Origin of the sequence: Enterococcus sp. AZ196 (genome assembly GCF_050498845.1) — a bacterium.
Taxonomy (GTDB): Bacteria; Bacillota; Bacilli; order Lactobacillales; family Enterococcaceae; genus Enterococcus_A; species Enterococcus_A murrayae.
This window is the reverse complement of record NZ_JBIPAM010000001.1, coordinates 2,433,232-2,448,870: the sequence shown is the minus strand read 5'-3', so window position 1 is coordinate 2,448,870 and position 15,639 is coordinate 2,433,232. Positions and strand designations below refer to the sequence as shown.

Sequence of the window (15,639 nt, the reverse complement as noted above, 5' to 3'; positions counted from 1 at the left end):
CCCAGTCTTTTTTCGTAACTTAAAGTAAAGAAATATTTGATTTTTGTAGGACGATTATGTATAATGAATATTTGTGAGTAGTCTAGATAAAATTTAGATCGCTCTCCTTGCTCTTAAAACAATTAAGAGCCTTATAGTCCATAGGGAGGTGAAAATCAATGAGTCAAAATACGAAGTATGAAATCACATACATCATTCGTCCGAACATTGATGAAGAAGCAAAAACTGCTTTAGTAGAACGTTTCGATACAATCTTGAAAGATAATGGAGCCGAAATTATCGATTCAAAAGATTGGGAAAAACGCCGTTTCGCTTACGAAATGAACGGATTCCGTGAAGGCATCTACCATATCGTCAATGCAACTGCGCCAACAACAGCTAGTGCAGTTAACGAATTCGATCGTCTTGCAAAAATCAACGACGATATCATTCGTCACATGATCGTTAAGATTGAAGAATAATTGTTTCACGTGAAACAATTGACGAGAAGGGAGCTGGCTTTACTTTGATTAATAATGTTGTATTAGTTGGTCGTTTAACAAAGGATCCTGATTTACGCTATACTGCAAATGGTACAGGTGTTGCAACGTTTACTTTAGCGGTGAATCGTAATTTTACGAATCAAAGCGGAAATCGCGAAGCAGACTTTATCAATTGTGTGATTTGGCGAAAATCAGCAGAAACTTTAGCTAATTATGCGCGCAAAGGAACTCTTTTAGGTGTGACTGGCCGTATCCAAACAAGAAATTATGAAAATCAGCAAGGACAACGTGTCTATGTGACTGAAGTTGTTGCTGAGAATTTCCAATTACTGGAATCGCGTTCTGCAAATGAACAACGTCAACAGAACCCTAGTTCTAATGATGACTTCCAAGGTGGAGGAAATAATTTTAACAACAACAATAATAATCAATCCTCTCAGTCAGCTAAGAACACTATGCCTGACTTCGATAGAGATTCAGATCCATTTAGTGGATCCTCAATCGACATTTCAGATGATGATTTACCATTCTAACAATTGAATAGGAGGGAAACGGAATGGCACAACAAAGAAGAGGTCGCAAACGTCGTAAGGTAGACTATATTGCTGCTAATCATATCGAGTACATCGATTACAAAAATATCGAATTACTAAAACGTTTCATCAGCGAACGTGGTAAAATTTTACCTCGTCGTGTGACTGGAACAAGTGCTAAAAACCAACGCAAATTAACGATCGCTATCAAACGCGCTCGTATTATGGGGTTATTAGCATTCGTATCAGAAGAAGCATAATCTGTTATTTTAAAGAGACTTCAATTTTTGAAGTCTCTTTTTTGTTTCACGTGAAACATTCAAGAAAGTCGCTTGCTATGATAGATTGTGATAAAATTGCACTGTTAGACTATTTGTTCTCAGAATCAAACAGAACATTTTAGAAATTGTTAGTCAAAAACAATTAGGAGGTTTCAGATGAAAAAGAAACCTAGAACAAAATGGGCCTTTTTCTTCCTCTGCTTATTAGGGATTCAATTAACCGCAATATTCTTATTACCATTTACTTTCTTGACTGCCGCAATTGTTATAATAATTGATCTTTTATTATGGGTTTATCTAATTGTCTTACGTAATTCTATCGAGGTAACGAATCAGCAGAAAATCCAATACGCTTCTCAGCGTGCTGAAGAAGCCTTAGCTTATGTATCTGATGACATGCCCGTTGGAATTATTACTTGGGATGAGAATAGTACTTTTACTTGGACGAATCCAGCAATAACTGAAAGTGTTCAATTGTTAACAAAAGATGATCAACAAGATATGGTCAATGAGTTGCTACAAAGAGCAGAAAAAGGGAGAAATATTTATAAAATAGATAATAAACTTTATCATTTTGACTTAAATAAAGAAAAACGCGTTGTCTATTTAATTGATATTACAAAAGAATATACGTTAGAAAACAAGGAAAAACAGCAGCAAGCAGTTGTTGGAATTCTCTCAGTCGACAATTATGATGACGTGATTGACCGGAGAGATGACAAGGAAATATCTAATTTGAATTCTTTTATCACAACAATTATTTCTGATTGGATGGACTCATATCATATCTTTTATAAACGAGTAAATGCGGAGCGTTTTTTTATTTTTGCTCGTTATGATGATTTAGAAAAAATGATAGAGAATCATTTTGATTTGTTGGAACATATACGGGCTTCAGCTGAGAAGCAGGATATGTTGATTACTGTCAGTATGGGAATCAGTTATGGCAATGAGTCTTTAGAAGTGATTGGCGACGAGGCTCAAAATAATCTAGATATTGCGTTAGTTCGTGGTGGTGATCAAGTAGTTGTAAAAAATGCAGCGGAAGACCAAAAGCCTGTTTTTTATGGCGGCAATTCTGCGAGTGCCGCTAAACGAACAAGGGTACGTTCACGCGCAATGTCTACAGCATTAAAAAATGTTTTTAACCAAACTGGAAACGTATATGTTATGGGTCACCGTTTTCCCGATATGGATGCTATCGGTTCAGCCTTTGGTGTTGCTTGTTTAGCTCGATACCATGACAAAAAAGTTCGAATTGTGATTAATGAAGAAGAGACTATTCCTGATGTGGAACGCTGCTTAGAAGAGATTCATCAAAATGGCGAGCTAGTAAATCTTTTGATTTCTCCGGATGTTGCTAAAAAGCAACGCAAAGCAGGGGATCTATTAGTGATGGTCGATTATCATCGACCGTCCTTATCCGTGGATCAAGAATTATATGAACAATTTGAAAATATTGTAATTATTGATCATCATCGAAGAGGTGAAGAGTTTCCAGAGAAGTCTTTATTGACCTATATCGAATCTTCAGCATCTTCAGCATCCGAATTAGTAACTGAATTGATTCAATTTGAAAGTAACGAACGTCAAAGAATGAGCAAAATGGAAGCGACACTATTGCTCGCGGGAATTACTGTTGATACGAAAAATTTTGCGGTTAGGACAACTGCTAGAACATTTGATGTTGCTAGTTATTTAAAGACTTGTGGTGCCGATGCTTCTTTAGTACAATATCTATTGAGTACTGATATTCAATCTTATTTGGAAATCAGTAAATTAGTCGGCGAGAGTGATTATGTCAGAGATGATATCGTTGTTGCTACTGGAACGGATGATCAAGAGTATGATAGTGTGACGGCGGCTAAGACAGCTGACACATTGTTATCAATGGTGGACATCAATGCAGCTTTTGTAATTATCAAACGAACTGATGGAGTAATAGCTATCAGCGCACGTAGTTCCGGGACGATTAACGTCCAAACTGTAATGGAAGTTTTGGGAGGCGGCGGTCATTTTACTAATGCTGCTACTCAAATAAAGAATAGTACGATTACAGAGGCAAAGAAACAGTTACTCGATGCTATTAATAAACAGTTAACGGAGGGGACAGAAGAATGAAAGTAATTTTTTTACAAGATGTTAAAGGTAAAGGAAAAAAGGGAGATATCAAGGAAGTCCCAACAGGTTATGCACAAAATTACTTATTAAAAAATAACTTAGCGAAGGAAGCTACAAAAAGCAGCATTTCTGAATTAAGTGGTCAAAAGAAAGCACAAGATAAAAAAGCAGCTGAAGTCTTGGCTGAAGCAAAAAAATTGGCGGATTTTTTAGCAAAAGAAGAAACTGTAGTAGAGATCAAAGCGAAGGGCGGCGAAGATGGTCGTTTGTTTGGTTCGATCCCATCGAAACAAATTGCTGAAGGATTGAAAAAACAATACGATTTAAAGATCGATAAGCGAAAAATCGAACTAGAAAATCCAATTCGCACATTAGGTTATACAAAGGTTCCAGTTAAACTCCATACTGAAGTTGAAGGAATCATAAAAGTACATGTGATTGAAGAATAGTTTATTTAAACGAACAATTTACAAGAGAGTATGAGAGTTCTTGAAATTAAAAGAATTCCTCATACTCTTTGTTGTATTTAACGGGCAGATTTTGTAAAATAGATGGACAAAGAGGAGCGTAAAAAGACATGAGCGAAATGTTACAAGATCGTGTGCCACCACAAAGCATTGAAGCCGAACAAGCAACTTTAGGCTCTATTTTTTTGGAGACGGATGCTTTGATCACGGCCATGGAGTACATAGTTCCAGAGGACTTTTATCGCCGCGGGCATCAGTTGATTTTCCGAGGTATGATTCAATTAAATGATCGCAACGAAGCGATCGACGTGGTGACGGTCAAGGAATTATTGGAACAACAGAATCAGCTGGAAGATGCAGGTGGATTAAGTTACTTATCTGAGCTTGCTTTAAGCGTTCCGACGGCAGCAAATGTAGGCTATTATGCTAAAATCGTAGAAGAGAAATCTTTGTTGCGGAACCTGATTCAGACAGCCACCAACATCGTGACCCAAGGTTTTGAGCAAGGAGACGACGTACAAACGATTCTAGACACTGCCGAACGGAATATTATGGAAGTGTCGGAACGTCGCAATAAGAGCGGTTTTTTGACCATCAGTGAGGTTCTAAATACTGCGATTGAAAATATTGATCAATTGGCACGAAATGATGAAGAGATTACCGGATTGCCAACAGGTTATGCTGCTCTGGATAAAATGACGGCTGGTCTGCAGGCAGAGGAATTGATTATCTTAGCTGCACGGCCTGCAGTCGGTAAGACAGCCTTTGCTTTAAATATTGCCCAAAATGTGGGAACGAAGACAGACAAATCCGTAGCTATCTTCAGTTTGGAGATGGGTGCAGAATCATTGGTTAACCGGATGCTTTGCGCGGAGGGCTCAATCGAAGCGAGTCACTTGAGAACAGGTCAGTTATCTGAGGAAGAATGGCAGAACTTGATTGTTGCAATGGGCAGTTTGTCTCGAGCAAATATATTTATTGATGATACACCAGGTATCAAAGTTTCTGAAATTCGGGCAAAATGCCACAAGCTGGCAAAGGAAAAAGGAAATCTTGGTTTGATATTAATCGACTATTTACAATTGATTGAAGGAACTGGTCGAGAAAACCGACAACAAGAAGTATCTGAAATTTCACGACAATTAAAGAAGCTGGCTAAAGAGTTGAAGGTACCAATCATTGCTTTGTCTCAGCTTTCACGTGGTGTAGAACAACGACAGGATAAGCGGCCAGTATTGAGTGATATTCGTGAGTCTGGATCAATCGAGCAAGATGCGGACATTGTAGCTTTCTTGTATCGTGACGATTATTACGACCGCGAAGGTGAGGAAGAGGAAGAATCCGCAGCAAATCGGAATGTGATCGAAGTTATCATTGAGAAGAACCGGAGTGGAGCCCGAGGGACTGTAGAGCTGCTCTTTATTAAGCAATACAATAAATTCTCTTCCTTATCACCAAGAGAAGAATTTTGACGCAAGTTTAAGACTTGCGTTTTTTTTTGCAAATAGCGCTCATTTTAAAAATAATGTTCGTGATTTACCCTGTTTTTATAATCTATATATTTTAATATTCGAATTTTCATTGAAGTATAGCGTTATTCTTGATACAATGATTCAGGATTAAATAAAAATAAATGAGGTGTTCAGATGTCATCTGTAGTAGTTGTAGGGACGCAGTGGGGCGATGAAGGTAAAGGAAAGATCACGGATTTTTTGAGTGAAAATGCAGAAGTCATTGCTCGTTACCAAGGTGGAGATAATGCAGGTCATACAATCAAATTTGACAATGAAACATATAAATTACACTTGATTCCATCTGGGATTTTTTACAAAGAAAAAACGAGTGTCATTGGAAACGGTGTAGTAGTAAATCCCAAATCATTAGTTACAGAATTGGCTTATTTACATGAACGCGGAATTACAACAGATAACTTGCGAATTTCTGATCGTGCCCATGTAATTTTGCCTTATCATATTAAATTGGATCAATTGCAAGAAGATGCTAAAGGTGAAAATAAAATTGGAACAACCATAAAAGGGATCGGACCTGCTTACATGGATAAAGCAGCTCGCGTGGGTATCCGCGTAGCTGATTTGCTAGATAAAGAAATATTTGAAGAACGCTTAAAGATCAATTTGGAAGAAAAAAATCGTCAATTTGTGAAAATGTTTGATGACGAAGCAATGGACTTTGATGACATTTTTGAAGAGTATTACGAATACGGCCAACAGATTAAACAGTACGTGACAGATACTTCGGTTATCTTAAATGATGCACTTGATCAGGGCAAGCGTGTGTTGTTTGAAGGAGCTCAAGGAGTGATGCTGGACATCGATCAGGGAACGTATCCTTTTGTTACGTCATCGAATCCAGTTGCTGGCGGTGTAACTATCGGTAGCGGTGTTGGGCCAGCAAAAATTGATAAAGTAGTAGGGGTATGTAAAGCTTATACTTCACGTGTCGGTGACGGGCCTTTCCCAACGGAATTATTTGATGAAGTTGGAGATCAAATTCGCAAAGTTGGTCGCGAATATGGAACTACAACGGGTCGTCCACGTCGTGTGGGCTGGTTTGACTCTGTTGTGATGCGTCATTCAAAACGTGTCTCAGGCATTACCAATCTTTCTTTGAACTCAATCGATGTATTGAGCGGATTAGATACAGTCAAAATTTGTACTGCATATGAATTGGATGGAGAATTGATTTATCATTATCCTGCAAGCTTGAAAGAATTGAATCGCTGCAAGCCGGTTTATGAAGAATTACCTGGCTGGAGCGAAGACATCACGGGTTGCCGCGATTTAGCTGATTTGCCGGAAAATGCACGGAATTATGTTCGTCGTGTTTCTGAACTTGTAGGTGTACGAATCTCAACATTTTCTGTTGGCCCAGATCGGACACAAACGAATATCATGGAGAGTGTTTGGGCTCAAATCTAACATATTATGAGACAAGCAACCAATTATCTAGTAAAATAGATTTACTATTAAGTGGGGGTTTGGAGGATTTTAAAAATGTATCAGATTCTGACAGATTCATGTTGCGATGTGCCTTATGAATTATTAGATGAAAATAATGTTGATTTTATTTCGATGTACGTCACGATCGATGGGGCAGAATTTGCTGATGACTTGGGGCGCAGCTTTAAGATCGCTGATTTTTATCAACAAATCAAAGATGGAGCGATGCCAACGACATCACAGGTCAATGTTGGTCGTTATGTTGAATTTTTCCGCGGTTATGCAGAAAAAAACATTCCGATTTTGTATATCTGCTTCTCATCTGGAATGAGCGGCTCTTATCAAAGTGCTATGCAGGCAGTTGAAATTTTAAAAGAAGATTTGCCTGAGGCAGAAGTCTATGTGGTGGATTCTCTAGCTGCCAGCGGCGGTGAAGGGCTGATGGTTTATGAAGCAGCTCAAAAACAGCAGGCAGGGATGTCTTTGACGGATTTATATCATTGGCTGGAAGAAAATAAGTTGACGTATCATCATTGGGTAACGGTTGATGATTTGAATCATTTGCAACGTGGTGGACGTATTTCTAAAACGAGTGCAGCAATTGGAGGTTTGATGAACATCAAACCAATTATCACTGTCGATGTTGAAGGCAAGCTGCAAAATGTTGAAAAAGTTCGCGGACGTAAAAAAGCGTTGCAGCTAGTCGCTGATAAAATCAGTGAAGCGACAGCAGATCCCGAAAATCAAACGATTTTTATCACAACTAGCGCCGATCAAGAAGGTGCTGAAGAAGTGAAGCGTCATTTAGAAGAAAGTATTCAACCAAAAGAGATCCGAATTTTTCCATTAGGAACAACAATCGCTAGTCATACTGGCTTGGGTTGTATTGCGGTCTTCACTCGCGGTGAAAAACGAAGTTAATAAGTAAACGAGGATAACTATTGTTATCCTCGTTTTTTTAGTGCTCTTTTTGCTGGCTAAATCCCCGAATCAACTCGATTAATTGACCGCGAATCGTTGAATCTAACACTTGCTCGCGTTGAACAAGTGAAATAATGAACGTGGGCTGAGGTTGATCGGTAATAGGAATCATAACCAAGTTATCTTCAGGCGAGATCGCAAGTTCTGCTAAAAAACCAATGCCAATTTGTTCACGTATCATGCCTTTCAAAATATTTAGATTACTATTTTGATAAATAATTTGTGGTTCGAAATGAGCTTGTTGCGCCATTTTTTTAAAAGCAGTGGGATGAACGTAGTGTTCATTCAATAAAACAAACGGTTCTTCTTTTAATTCAGAAAAAGAGATCTCTTTGCGATTGGCCAGAGGATGCTTTTGACTAACAACAATCATGAAGTTTTTTTCGATTAGAATTTCACTAGTCAAATCATCATCGCGGATCGGTTGTGTTGAACCAAGCAAGGCAAGATCTATTTTCCCTCGACGTAAAAGACCATAGAGATCTCTTGATCCACCATCAACTAAGTGAATATGGCGCATCAAATTATTTTTAAAGAGATAAGAAGAAAGTTTTGGAAAATAGAAATTTCCAATAATAGGGGGCAATCCAAAGTCTAAGGTTTCTTCTTTTAATCGGTCGATTTCCGTAACAGCGATCGTCACCTCTTTCAAAATATTTGAGATGTGACGTGAAAGGATCAAGCCAGATTGCGTGATGACCAATTGTTTATGTGATTGATCACGATATACGAGTTCTGTCCCCAATTCATCTTCCAGCCGTTTTACGGCATAAGTAATCGTGGGTTGACTGACATGAAAGGCGTTTGCTACCTTCGTAAAACTTTTTTCTCGTACTAAGCGTTGGAAATATTCTAAGTCTTTAAAGTTCATAATCGTCTCCTCTTGTGAAATTAGATTATCATATAAATAAAATTTATTCTAAGCTTTTGTTTTGACTATAGTCTGTGCAAGCGTGTATTGTCCTAACTGTAATCAATAAGGAGGAGAACGACATGAAAGGAATCGAAATTTTAAATAATCCATTTTTAAATAAAGGAACTGCATTTACAAAGGAAGAACGTAAGAAATACAGTTTAACGGGTTTGCTGCCAGCCAGAGTGCAAACTTTGGAAGAGCAGGCAGAACAAACCTATGGTCAATACCAAAGTAAAGCAACGAACTTAGAAAAACGTCTGTTTTTGATGGAAATCTTTAATACGAATCGTACTCTGTTTTACAAATTAATGGGACAACACGTCGTAGAATTTATGCCGATCGTCTATGATCCAACTGTAGCAGATTCCATCGAACAATATAATGAGTTATTTGTTGAATCACAAAATGCCGCATTCATTTCAGTCGATGAACCAGAAAGCATCAAAGAAAGTTTGAAAAATGCTGCAGCTGGCCGTGATATTCGATTAATCGTTGTAACAGATGCGGAAGGGATCCTAGGAATCGGTGACTGGGGTGTCAATGGAGTAGATATAGCGATTGGTAAATTGATGGTTTACACTGCTGCAGCCGGTATCAATCCAGCTCAAGTTTTACCTGTTTCGATCGATGCTGGGACGAATAATCAAGAGTTGTTAGATGATCCATTGTATTTGGGCAATAAGCATAAACGGATCTATGGCGATAAATATTACGAAGTGATTGATCGATTTGTTGAGGCTGTTGAAGAATTGTTTCCTGAGGTCTTGCTGCACTGGGAAGATTTTGGACGTTCGAATGCTGCAACTATCTTAGAGAAATATCAAGATAAAATCACGACCTTCAATGATGACATTCAAGGAACAGGAATTGTTGTTTTAGCAGGTGTCTTAGGTGCTTTGAATATCTCACAAGAAGACTTGACGAAACAAACAGTGATGACCTTTGGTGCCGGCACTGCTGGTGTTGGTATTGCCAACCAATTGCTGGATGAAATGAAGCGTCAAGGACTGTCTGAAGAAGAAGCCAGAAAGCATTTCTACATGGTAGACAAACAAGGCGTGCTGTTTGAAGATACAGAGGGCTTAACGCCTGGTCAAAAAGAATTTGTCCGTCAGCGCAAGGAGTTTTCAAATGCTGCTGAATTGACAGATTTAGCAGCGGCGGTTAAAGCGATTCATCCTACGATTATTATCGGTACTTCAACTCAACCAGGAGCCTTTACTGAAGAAATCGTACGAGAAATAGCGGCTAATACAGAACGTCCAATTATCTTCCCGTTGTCTAATCCAACAAAATTGGCTGAAGCAACCGCAGAAGATTTAATTAAATGGACGGATGGGAAAGCTCTAATCGGTACGGGAATTCCTGCCGCAGATGTAAAATACAACGGCATTACCTACCAGATTGGTCAAGCCAACAATGCCCTAATGTATCCTGGCTTAGGACTTGGAATCATTGCTTCAACTGCAACCCGTGTTAATGGTGAAATGCTATCACGAGCAAGCCATGCACTAGGTGGAATTGTTGATACAAGCAAACCAGGTGCAGCTGTACTGCCGCCTGTATCAAAATTGACAGAATTCTCTCAAACAATTGCTGAAGTAGTTGTAAAAAGCGTTGTGGATCAAAAATTAAATAAAGAAGAAATCAACGACATCAAACAAGCTGTTGAAGAGATGAAATGGTATCCAGAGTATCAATCGCTTGATAATGAATAATTGAGTAAAAGGGGAGGAAAAAAAGATGATTTTCTTTCAATCGATTCAAAGTGTTTTAAGCATCATTATTATGATTGCTTTAGGTTATATCTTGAAAGGTCAAGGTTGGTTTGATGAAAGCTTTGGTAAAAGCATTTCATCATTGATTACACGTGTGGCGCTGCCAGCCTCCATCTTTGTATCCGTATTAAAGAACTTGACCAAGGAAAGCCTGTTCCAGCTATCGGGTAGTTTGATTTACCCGGTTGGAGCAGTGATTATCTCCTATATATTGGCCTATGCTCTAGTTAAAATCTTGAAGATTCGTCCAGGACGCCGTGGGATATTCATGAATGCGATCGTTAATGCCAACACGATCTTTATCGGACTGCCCTTAAATATCGCCTTGTTCGGTGAAAAATCATTGCCTTATTTCTTGGTCTATTATGTGACGAATACCGTTTCTACTTGGGCTTTTGGGGTGTTCCTGATATCGAATGATGATCCAACCAAAGTCAAAGGTGAAAGCAAAGCCAAACTGAATTGGAAGAAATTATTGCCACCACCTTTATTAGGTTTTATCGTAGCGATTATCTTCTTGTTAGTAGGTATTCCAGTACCAAGCTTTATCAATGCAACGCTTGGCTACGTCGGCAGTATCGTTACACCGTTATCCTTGCTTTATATCGGGATCGTCTTATATGATGCCGGGTTAAAGAGCATCCGCTTTGATCGTGATACTGTCGTAGCTTTACTAGGACGTTTTATCTTAGCACCAGCTGTTTTGATTGCTTTAATCGCTCTTGGATCAAACGCTTTTGGAGCAAATCTTGCGCCATTATTGAAACAAACCTTGATCGTACAATCTGCGACACCAATGTTAGCTGTACTGCCAATTTTAGCAAATGAAGCGCACGGAGACGTTAAATATGCTACGAATCTAGTAACAACTAGTACTGTATTATTTGTGATTGTCGTTCCGATCTTGATGGAGCTCGTACAATTTATTTAATAAAAAAAGCATTCGCGATTTTTTCTCGCGAATGCTTTTTTTTAATACAATTTACTTAATTGTTTTTGAACTTCTGGGTTTTCCAAAAATTCATCATAGGTCGTTTCTGCACGGTCAACCACGCCATTTTCAGAAATAGCAATGATTCGATTAGCAATTGTTTGAATGAACTGATGGTCATGAGAGGCAAATAAAAGCGAACCTTTATAGGCGATCAAACCATCATTTAGTGCTGAAATCGATTCTAAGTCCAAGTGATTGGTTGGGTCATCTAGGACTAAGACGTTTGATTTTGACAGCATTAATTTTGATAACATACAACGAACTTTTTCACCACCGGATAGAACATTGACTGGCTTCATTACTTCGTCGCCAGAAAACAGCATACGACCTAAGAAACTGCGTAAGAAAGTATTGTCATCTTCTTCTTTACTGGCATATTGACGTAGCCAATCAAGGATTGGCAGTTCACTGTCGAATTCTTTCGTCGTATCTTTTGGCAAGTAAGCTTGGCTTGTCGTTACACCCCAGCGAACGGTTCCTGTATCAGGCTCAAGATCGCCCATAATCACTTTAAATAGGGTAGTAGTAACTAAGTCATTTTCAGCGATGAAAGCGACTTTGTCGTCACGATTCAAGGTGAAAGAGATGTTATCTAAAATTTTCTTGCCGTCGATTGTTACACTAACGTTATCGACTTGCAGTAAATCATTACCGATTTCTCGCTCTGGTTTGAACTGCACGAATGGATAACGACGTGAAGAAGGCTGGATATCATCTAATGTAATCTTATCCAACATTTTTTTACGAGAAGTCGCTTGTTTTGATTTCGATGCATTGGCGCTGAAGCGAGCGATAAATTCTTGTAATTCTTTGATTTGTTCTTCTTTTTTAGCATTTTGCTGCGATTGCAATTTCGTTGCTAACTGACTTGATTCTAACCAGAAGTCATAGTTGCCGACATATAATTTGATTTTTCCGAAGTCTAAATCAGCCATGTGTGTACACACTTTGTTTAAGAAGTGGCGGTCATGGGATACGACAATTACGGTATTATCAAAGTTGATCAAGAATTCTTCTAACCAGTCGATCGATTGGATATCTAATCCATTCGTTGGCTCATCCAGCAATAGTACATCTGGTTTGCCAAAAAGCGATTGAGCTAAAAGGACCTTGATTTTTTGTCCAGCCGTCAATTCACTCATTTTTTGCTGATGAAGTTCTTCGGGAATATTTAACCCTTGCAATAGAACCGCTGCTTCTGGTTCAGCTTCCCAACCATCGAGTTCGGCAAATTCACCTTCTAGCTCTGCTGCACGAATACCATCTTCGTCAGAAAAATCTTCCTTCATATAAACAGCGTCTTTTTCTTGCATGACTTGGTATAAGCGTTCGTGTCCCATGATGACTGTTTCAAGAACAGTGTACTCTTCAAAGTCAAAATGGTTTTGCTTCAACACAGCCATTCGTTCGTTTGGTCCTAAAGTAACTGAGCCGGTAGAAGGCTGGATATCGCCTGCTAAAATCTTTAGAAAGGTTGATTTACCGGCACCATTCGCACCAATCAACCCGTAACAATTGCCGGGAGTGAATTTAATATTTACATCATCAAATAGTTTACGGTCAGGGAACTGTAAACTAACGTCACTTACTGTAATCAATGATTTTCCTCGCTTTATCAGTATTGGCGTAAGGCCTCTCTGCATTATATCGGGGAACATCTGAAGTTTCAAGTCAACCTATAAGAATTTACTTGGGATTAAAAATAAGATAGACTGAGAAATTGAAGGGATGTGTCAGTATGATCGGGATCATTATCGCGACCCACGACCATTTAGCGGACAGTCTGTTAAAAACAGCGGAGTCCATCCTGGGTGAGCAAAGCTGTGTAGAAACATTAAATATCCAGCCAGGAGCTACAGGTCTGCAGGAAAAAATTGAAAAATATGCCAAAGACTTATTAACGAAAGCTGATGAACTAGTCTGGCTGGTGGATATGTTTGGTGGTACGCCATTTCGCTATGCCAGCTATTGTGTAATGAATGATTCGCGGCAGTCTTTAGTGACAGGAGTGAATTTACCCATGCTTCTACAGGCTTTGGTAAATCGCGAACTGTCGGCAGAAGAGCTGACAAAGCAATTAGAAGTGGAAGCCAAACAGACAATTCGGAGAATGTAAAAAAAGTGGTGGTGCCAGATATCTTTGGCACCACCACTTTCACTTTTAATAAGAACCGCTGCCTTATTTCAATATTTCACGTAAAGTAGGCATATCGTGAACGTTATATTTTTCTTTGAAGGCATTGATTTGCTCTGTTGAAAATTTTTCTGGTTCTAATTCTAGAGCTTCGACGGGCAGAGGTCGTTCATCTTTGATTTTGACGTCGATTACGACTGGACGTTTGCTGGCTTTCGCTGCTGTGAAGGCAGGCTCTAATTGACTATATTCAGTAATCGTGAAGCCATCAGCACCTAATGCCTCACCAACTTTACCGAAGTCTGCGCCCTCTAGAAAGACACCAAATTTTTGTTGCTCTGTATCTTCTTGTTCAGCCTCAATAAAACCAAAAGCATCATTTGAAAAGACGACGTTGATAATTGGCAAATGGTATTTTACCTGAGTAATGATATCTTGCATCTGCATGGCAAAACCGCCGTCTCCGCTGAAGGTAAAGACTTGTTTATCTGGATAAGTCAATTGTGCTGCAATACCGCCAGGGACACCATTGCCCATTGTTGCAAACCAGCCAGAGGTTGTAAATTGCTGGTCGCCATTCATTTCTAGATGACGAATAGCGTTCAGCGTAACATTCCCGACATCGGCAACGTAAACAGCATCTTGTTCCGCGATCCGATTGATTTCTTTGAAGACAGGTTCTGCACGTAATGGCGTTGAATCATCATTATAGAAGCTTTTACGCCAAGCATGCCAATTACGAATATTTTCCTGATTGGCTTCAAGCCATGCGTCTGCAGGTCGTTCTTTTCCAAGTTCGACCCAGCGGCGAAGAGCTGTTGCGCCATCCCCTAAAATAGAGTGATCGACATGGTGGCGACGACCAAATTTTGCTGCATCAATATCGACTTGGATGAACTTTGCTTCTGGATTGAAGAAATATCGGCCAAATGGGAAGTCGCTGCCGACAAACACAATCAAATCAGCATCAGCCAATGCTTCATTCGCAGGCTTAGTTGCTACACGAGCAGCGAAGCCTAAGAAGTTTTCATAAAGATCAGGGACAATTCCTTTAGCTAAGACAGCAGCTGCGACAGGCATTGAAAAATGTTCAGCAAAGGCTTTAATAGCATCGAATCCGCCGCGGACACCTTGCCCAATATAAAGGACCGGTTGTTTCGCTGCTTCAATTAAAGGCAATGCGGCCTTCAGATCAGCTTCATCTGGGAGTACTACGCCAGTTTTATGGTTTTTCGCAGTGGCAATCTCTGCTTCTTCAATTTCTGCAAAACCCAAATCAACAGGGATGGTAACAACGGCTACTCCTTTTTGTTGATACGCCGCTTTAATCGCTTCATCGATTACATGAGGCAAACTTTCAGGTGTCATTACCGTCCGGTTATACACACTGACGTCTGCAAACATTGGATTTTCATTTAACTCTTGAAAAGAATTATAGTTCATTGCAGTAGAAGCCACTTGCCCCAACAAAGCTAAAACAGGCACATGATCCATTTGAGCATCATAGAGGCCGTTAATTAAATGACTCGCACCAGGACCAGCTGAACCAAAAACAGCACCAATCTTACCAGTCAGTTTGGCATCTGCGGCAGCAGCCAAAGCGCCTGCCTCTTCGTGGCGCACTTGGATATATTTAACAGCTTCGCGTTCATGATATAAGGCATCCATTGTTGAGTTGAATGAACCGCCGGGAATACCATAAATATGATCGATTCCCCAAGCTTCTAAGACGTTGACCATTGCAACTCCTGCATTAATTTTTGTCATCTTCTCCACTCACTTTCTTTTTGTAAGTTTCCTACCTAAAAAGTATAACGCGTCTTAAAAAAACCAGCAAAGAAAGTGTCTCCAAAAGAAGTTTACAGGCATACCTAAAACATGATAAAGTTATAGCAAATAAACGTTTTCAGGATACCAGTTCAAATTTGCGGGTTCCTTAAAGTAATTTCAATCATTTTAAGGTGTACTAGCAAATTTTTTTAGAAAGAAACA

Annotated in this window: 14 protein-coding genes; 11 read left to right on the top strand and 3 right to left on the bottom strand. The window is 39.3% G+C overall.

Translation table 11 applies throughout. The features are described from left to right. Nucleotides 1–158 precede the first annotated feature (158 nt). From rpsF to IGI67_RS11725, 8 genes are all read left to right on the top strand, one after another. Nucleotides 159–461, top strand: coding sequence for a 30S ribosomal protein S6 (rpsF, locus tag IGI67_RS11760; RefSeq protein ID WP_010742561.1), 303 nt, complete (start codon nucleotides 159–161; stop codon nucleotides 459–461). Between the two features lie 44 nt (nucleotides 462–505). Further along, on the top strand, nucleotides 506–1,015 hold the full coding sequence (gene ssb / locus IGI67_RS11755; protein ID WP_207109747.1) for a single-stranded DNA-binding protein: 510 nt from the start codon (nucleotides 506–508) through the stop codon (nucleotides 1,013–1,015). A 23-nt stretch (nucleotides 1,016–1,038) separates the two neighbouring features. After that, complete coding sequence (gene rpsR / locus IGI67_RS11750) at nucleotides 1,039–1,275, top strand: 30S ribosomal protein S18 (protein ID WP_071863071.1); 237 nt, start codon at nucleotides 1,039–1,041, stop codon at nucleotides 1,273–1,275. A gap of 177 nt (nucleotides 1,276–1,452) precedes the next feature. Beyond that, nucleotides 1,453–3,417, top strand: coding sequence for a DHH family phosphoesterase (locus tag IGI67_RS11745; RefSeq protein ID WP_429957813.1), 1,965 nt, complete (start codon nucleotides 1,453–1,455; stop codon nucleotides 3,415–3,417). Continuing rightward, complete coding sequence (rplI, locus tag IGI67_RS11740; protein WP_207109749.1) at nucleotides 3,414–3,866, top strand: 50S ribosomal protein L9; 453 nt, start codon at nucleotides 3,414–3,416, stop codon at nucleotides 3,864–3,866. Before IGI67_RS11745 ends, rplI begins: the two co-directional genes overlap by 4 nt. Nucleotides 3,867–3,994: 128 nt before the next feature. Further along, complete coding sequence (gene dnaB / locus IGI67_RS11735; RefSeq protein ID WP_207109750.1) at nucleotides 3,995–5,356, top strand: replicative DNA helicase; 1,362 nt, start codon at nucleotides 3,995–3,997, stop codon at nucleotides 5,354–5,356. 174 nt (nucleotides 5,357–5,530) lie between these two features. Then, entirely contained in the window at nucleotides 5,531–6,823 is a 1,293-nt protein-coding gene (locus IGI67_RS11730; RefSeq protein ID WP_207109751.1) for an adenylosuccinate synthase, read from the top strand. A gap of 75 nt (nucleotides 6,824–6,898) precedes the next feature. Further along, complete coding sequence (locus IGI67_RS11725) at nucleotides 6,899–7,765, top strand: DegV family protein (protein ID WP_207109752.1); 867 nt, start codon at nucleotides 6,899–6,901, stop codon at nucleotides 7,763–7,765. A 37-nt stretch (nucleotides 7,766–7,802) separates the two neighbouring features. On the opposite strand, the gene IGI67_RS11720 is transcribed toward IGI67_RS11725, so the two are convergent. Then, a complete protein-coding gene (locus IGI67_RS11720) occupies nucleotides 7,803–8,696 on the bottom strand; it encodes a LysR family transcriptional regulator (RefSeq protein ID WP_207109753.1) in 894 nt (297 codons plus the stop codon). 122 nt (nucleotides 8,697–8,818) lie between these two features. On the opposite strand from IGI67_RS11720, the gene IGI67_RS11715 reads away from it, so the two are divergent. Together IGI67_RS11715 and IGI67_RS11710 are read left to right on the top strand one after the other, a co-directional pair. Further along, nucleotides 8,819–10,459: a malolactic enzyme gene (locus IGI67_RS11715; RefSeq protein ID WP_429957812.1), complete on the top strand. Its 1,641-nt coding sequence runs from the start codon at nucleotides 8,819–8,821 to the stop codon at nucleotides 10,457–10,459. Between the two features lie 25 nt (nucleotides 10,460–10,484). Continuing rightward, nucleotides 10,485–11,450: an AEC family transporter gene (locus IGI67_RS11710; protein ID WP_207109755.1), complete on the top strand. Its 966-nt coding sequence runs from the start codon at nucleotides 10,485–10,487 to the stop codon at nucleotides 11,448–11,450. Nucleotides 11,451–11,491: 41 nt separating this feature from the next. On the opposite strand, the gene IGI67_RS11705 is transcribed toward IGI67_RS11710, so the two are convergent. Continuing rightward, entirely contained in the window at nucleotides 11,492–13,111 is a 1,620-nt protein-coding gene (locus IGI67_RS11705) for an ABC-F family ATP-binding cassette domain-containing protein (RefSeq protein WP_429957811.1), read from the bottom strand. A 140-nt stretch (nucleotides 13,112–13,251) separates the two neighbouring features. Between IGI67_RS11705 and IGI67_RS11700 the strand changes: the two genes are divergently transcribed. Then, complete coding sequence (locus tag IGI67_RS11700; RefSeq protein ID WP_242550413.1) at nucleotides 13,252–13,629, top strand: PTS sugar transporter subunit IIA; 378 nt, start codon at nucleotides 13,252–13,254, stop codon at nucleotides 13,627–13,629. 63 nt (nucleotides 13,630–13,692) lie between these two features. Here IGI67_RS11700 and spxB read toward each other — a convergent pair whose 3' ends face one another. Then, nucleotides 13,693–15,414: a pyruvate oxidase gene (gene spxB, locus IGI67_RS11695; RefSeq protein WP_207109758.1), complete on the bottom strand. Its 1,722-nt coding sequence runs from the start codon at nucleotides 15,412–15,414 to the stop codon at nucleotides 13,693–13,695. Nucleotides 15,415–15,639 lie beyond the last annotated feature (225 nt).

What these genes read in the sequence shown, in the direction of transcription:
- IGI67_RS11700 (WP_242550413.1), top strand. Translation starts at nt 13,252, where the DNA reads ATGATCGGGATCATTATCGCGACCCACGACCATTTAGCGGACAGTCTG.
- dnaB (WP_207109750.1), top strand. Translation starts at nt 3,995, where the DNA reads ATGAGCGAAATGTTACAAGATCGTGTGCCACCACAAAGCATTGAAGCC.
- rpsF (WP_010742561.1), top strand. Translation starts at nt 159, where the DNA reads ATGAGTCAAAATACGAAGTATGAAATCACATACATCATTCGTCCGAAC.
- rplI (WP_207109749.1), top strand. Translation starts at nt 3,414, where the DNA reads ATGAAAGTAATTTTTTTACAAGATGTTAAAGGTAAAGGAAAAAAGGGA.
- IGI67_RS11710 (WP_207109755.1), top strand. Translation starts at nt 10,485, where the DNA reads ATGATTTTCTTTCAATCGATTCAAAGTGTTTTAAGCATCATTATTATG.
- rpsR (WP_071863071.1), top strand. Translation starts at nt 1,039, where the DNA reads ATGGCACAACAAAGAAGAGGTCGCAAACGTCGTAAGGTAGACTATATT.
- IGI67_RS11730 (WP_207109751.1), top strand. Translation starts at nt 5,531, where the DNA reads ATGTCATCTGTAGTAGTTGTAGGGACGCAGTGGGGCGATGAAGGTAAA.
- IGI67_RS11715 (WP_429957812.1), top strand. Translation starts at nt 8,819, where the DNA reads ATGAAAGGAATCGAAATTTTAAATAATCCATTTTTAAATAAAGGAACT.
- spxB (WP_207109758.1), bottom strand. Translation starts at nt 15,414, where the DNA reads ATGACAAAAATTAATGCAGGAGTTGCAATGGTCAACGTCTTAGAAGCT.
- IGI67_RS11745 (WP_429957813.1), top strand. Translation starts at nt 1,453, where the DNA reads ATGAAAAAGAAACCTAGAACAAAATGGGCCTTTTTCTTCCTCTGCTTA.
- IGI67_RS11720 (WP_207109753.1), bottom strand. Translation starts at nt 8,696, where the DNA reads ATGAACTTTAAAGACTTAGAATATTTCCAACGCTTAGTACGAGAAAAA.
- IGI67_RS11725 (WP_207109752.1), top strand. Translation starts at nt 6,899, where the DNA reads ATGTATCAGATTCTGACAGATTCATGTTGCGATGTGCCTTATGAATTA.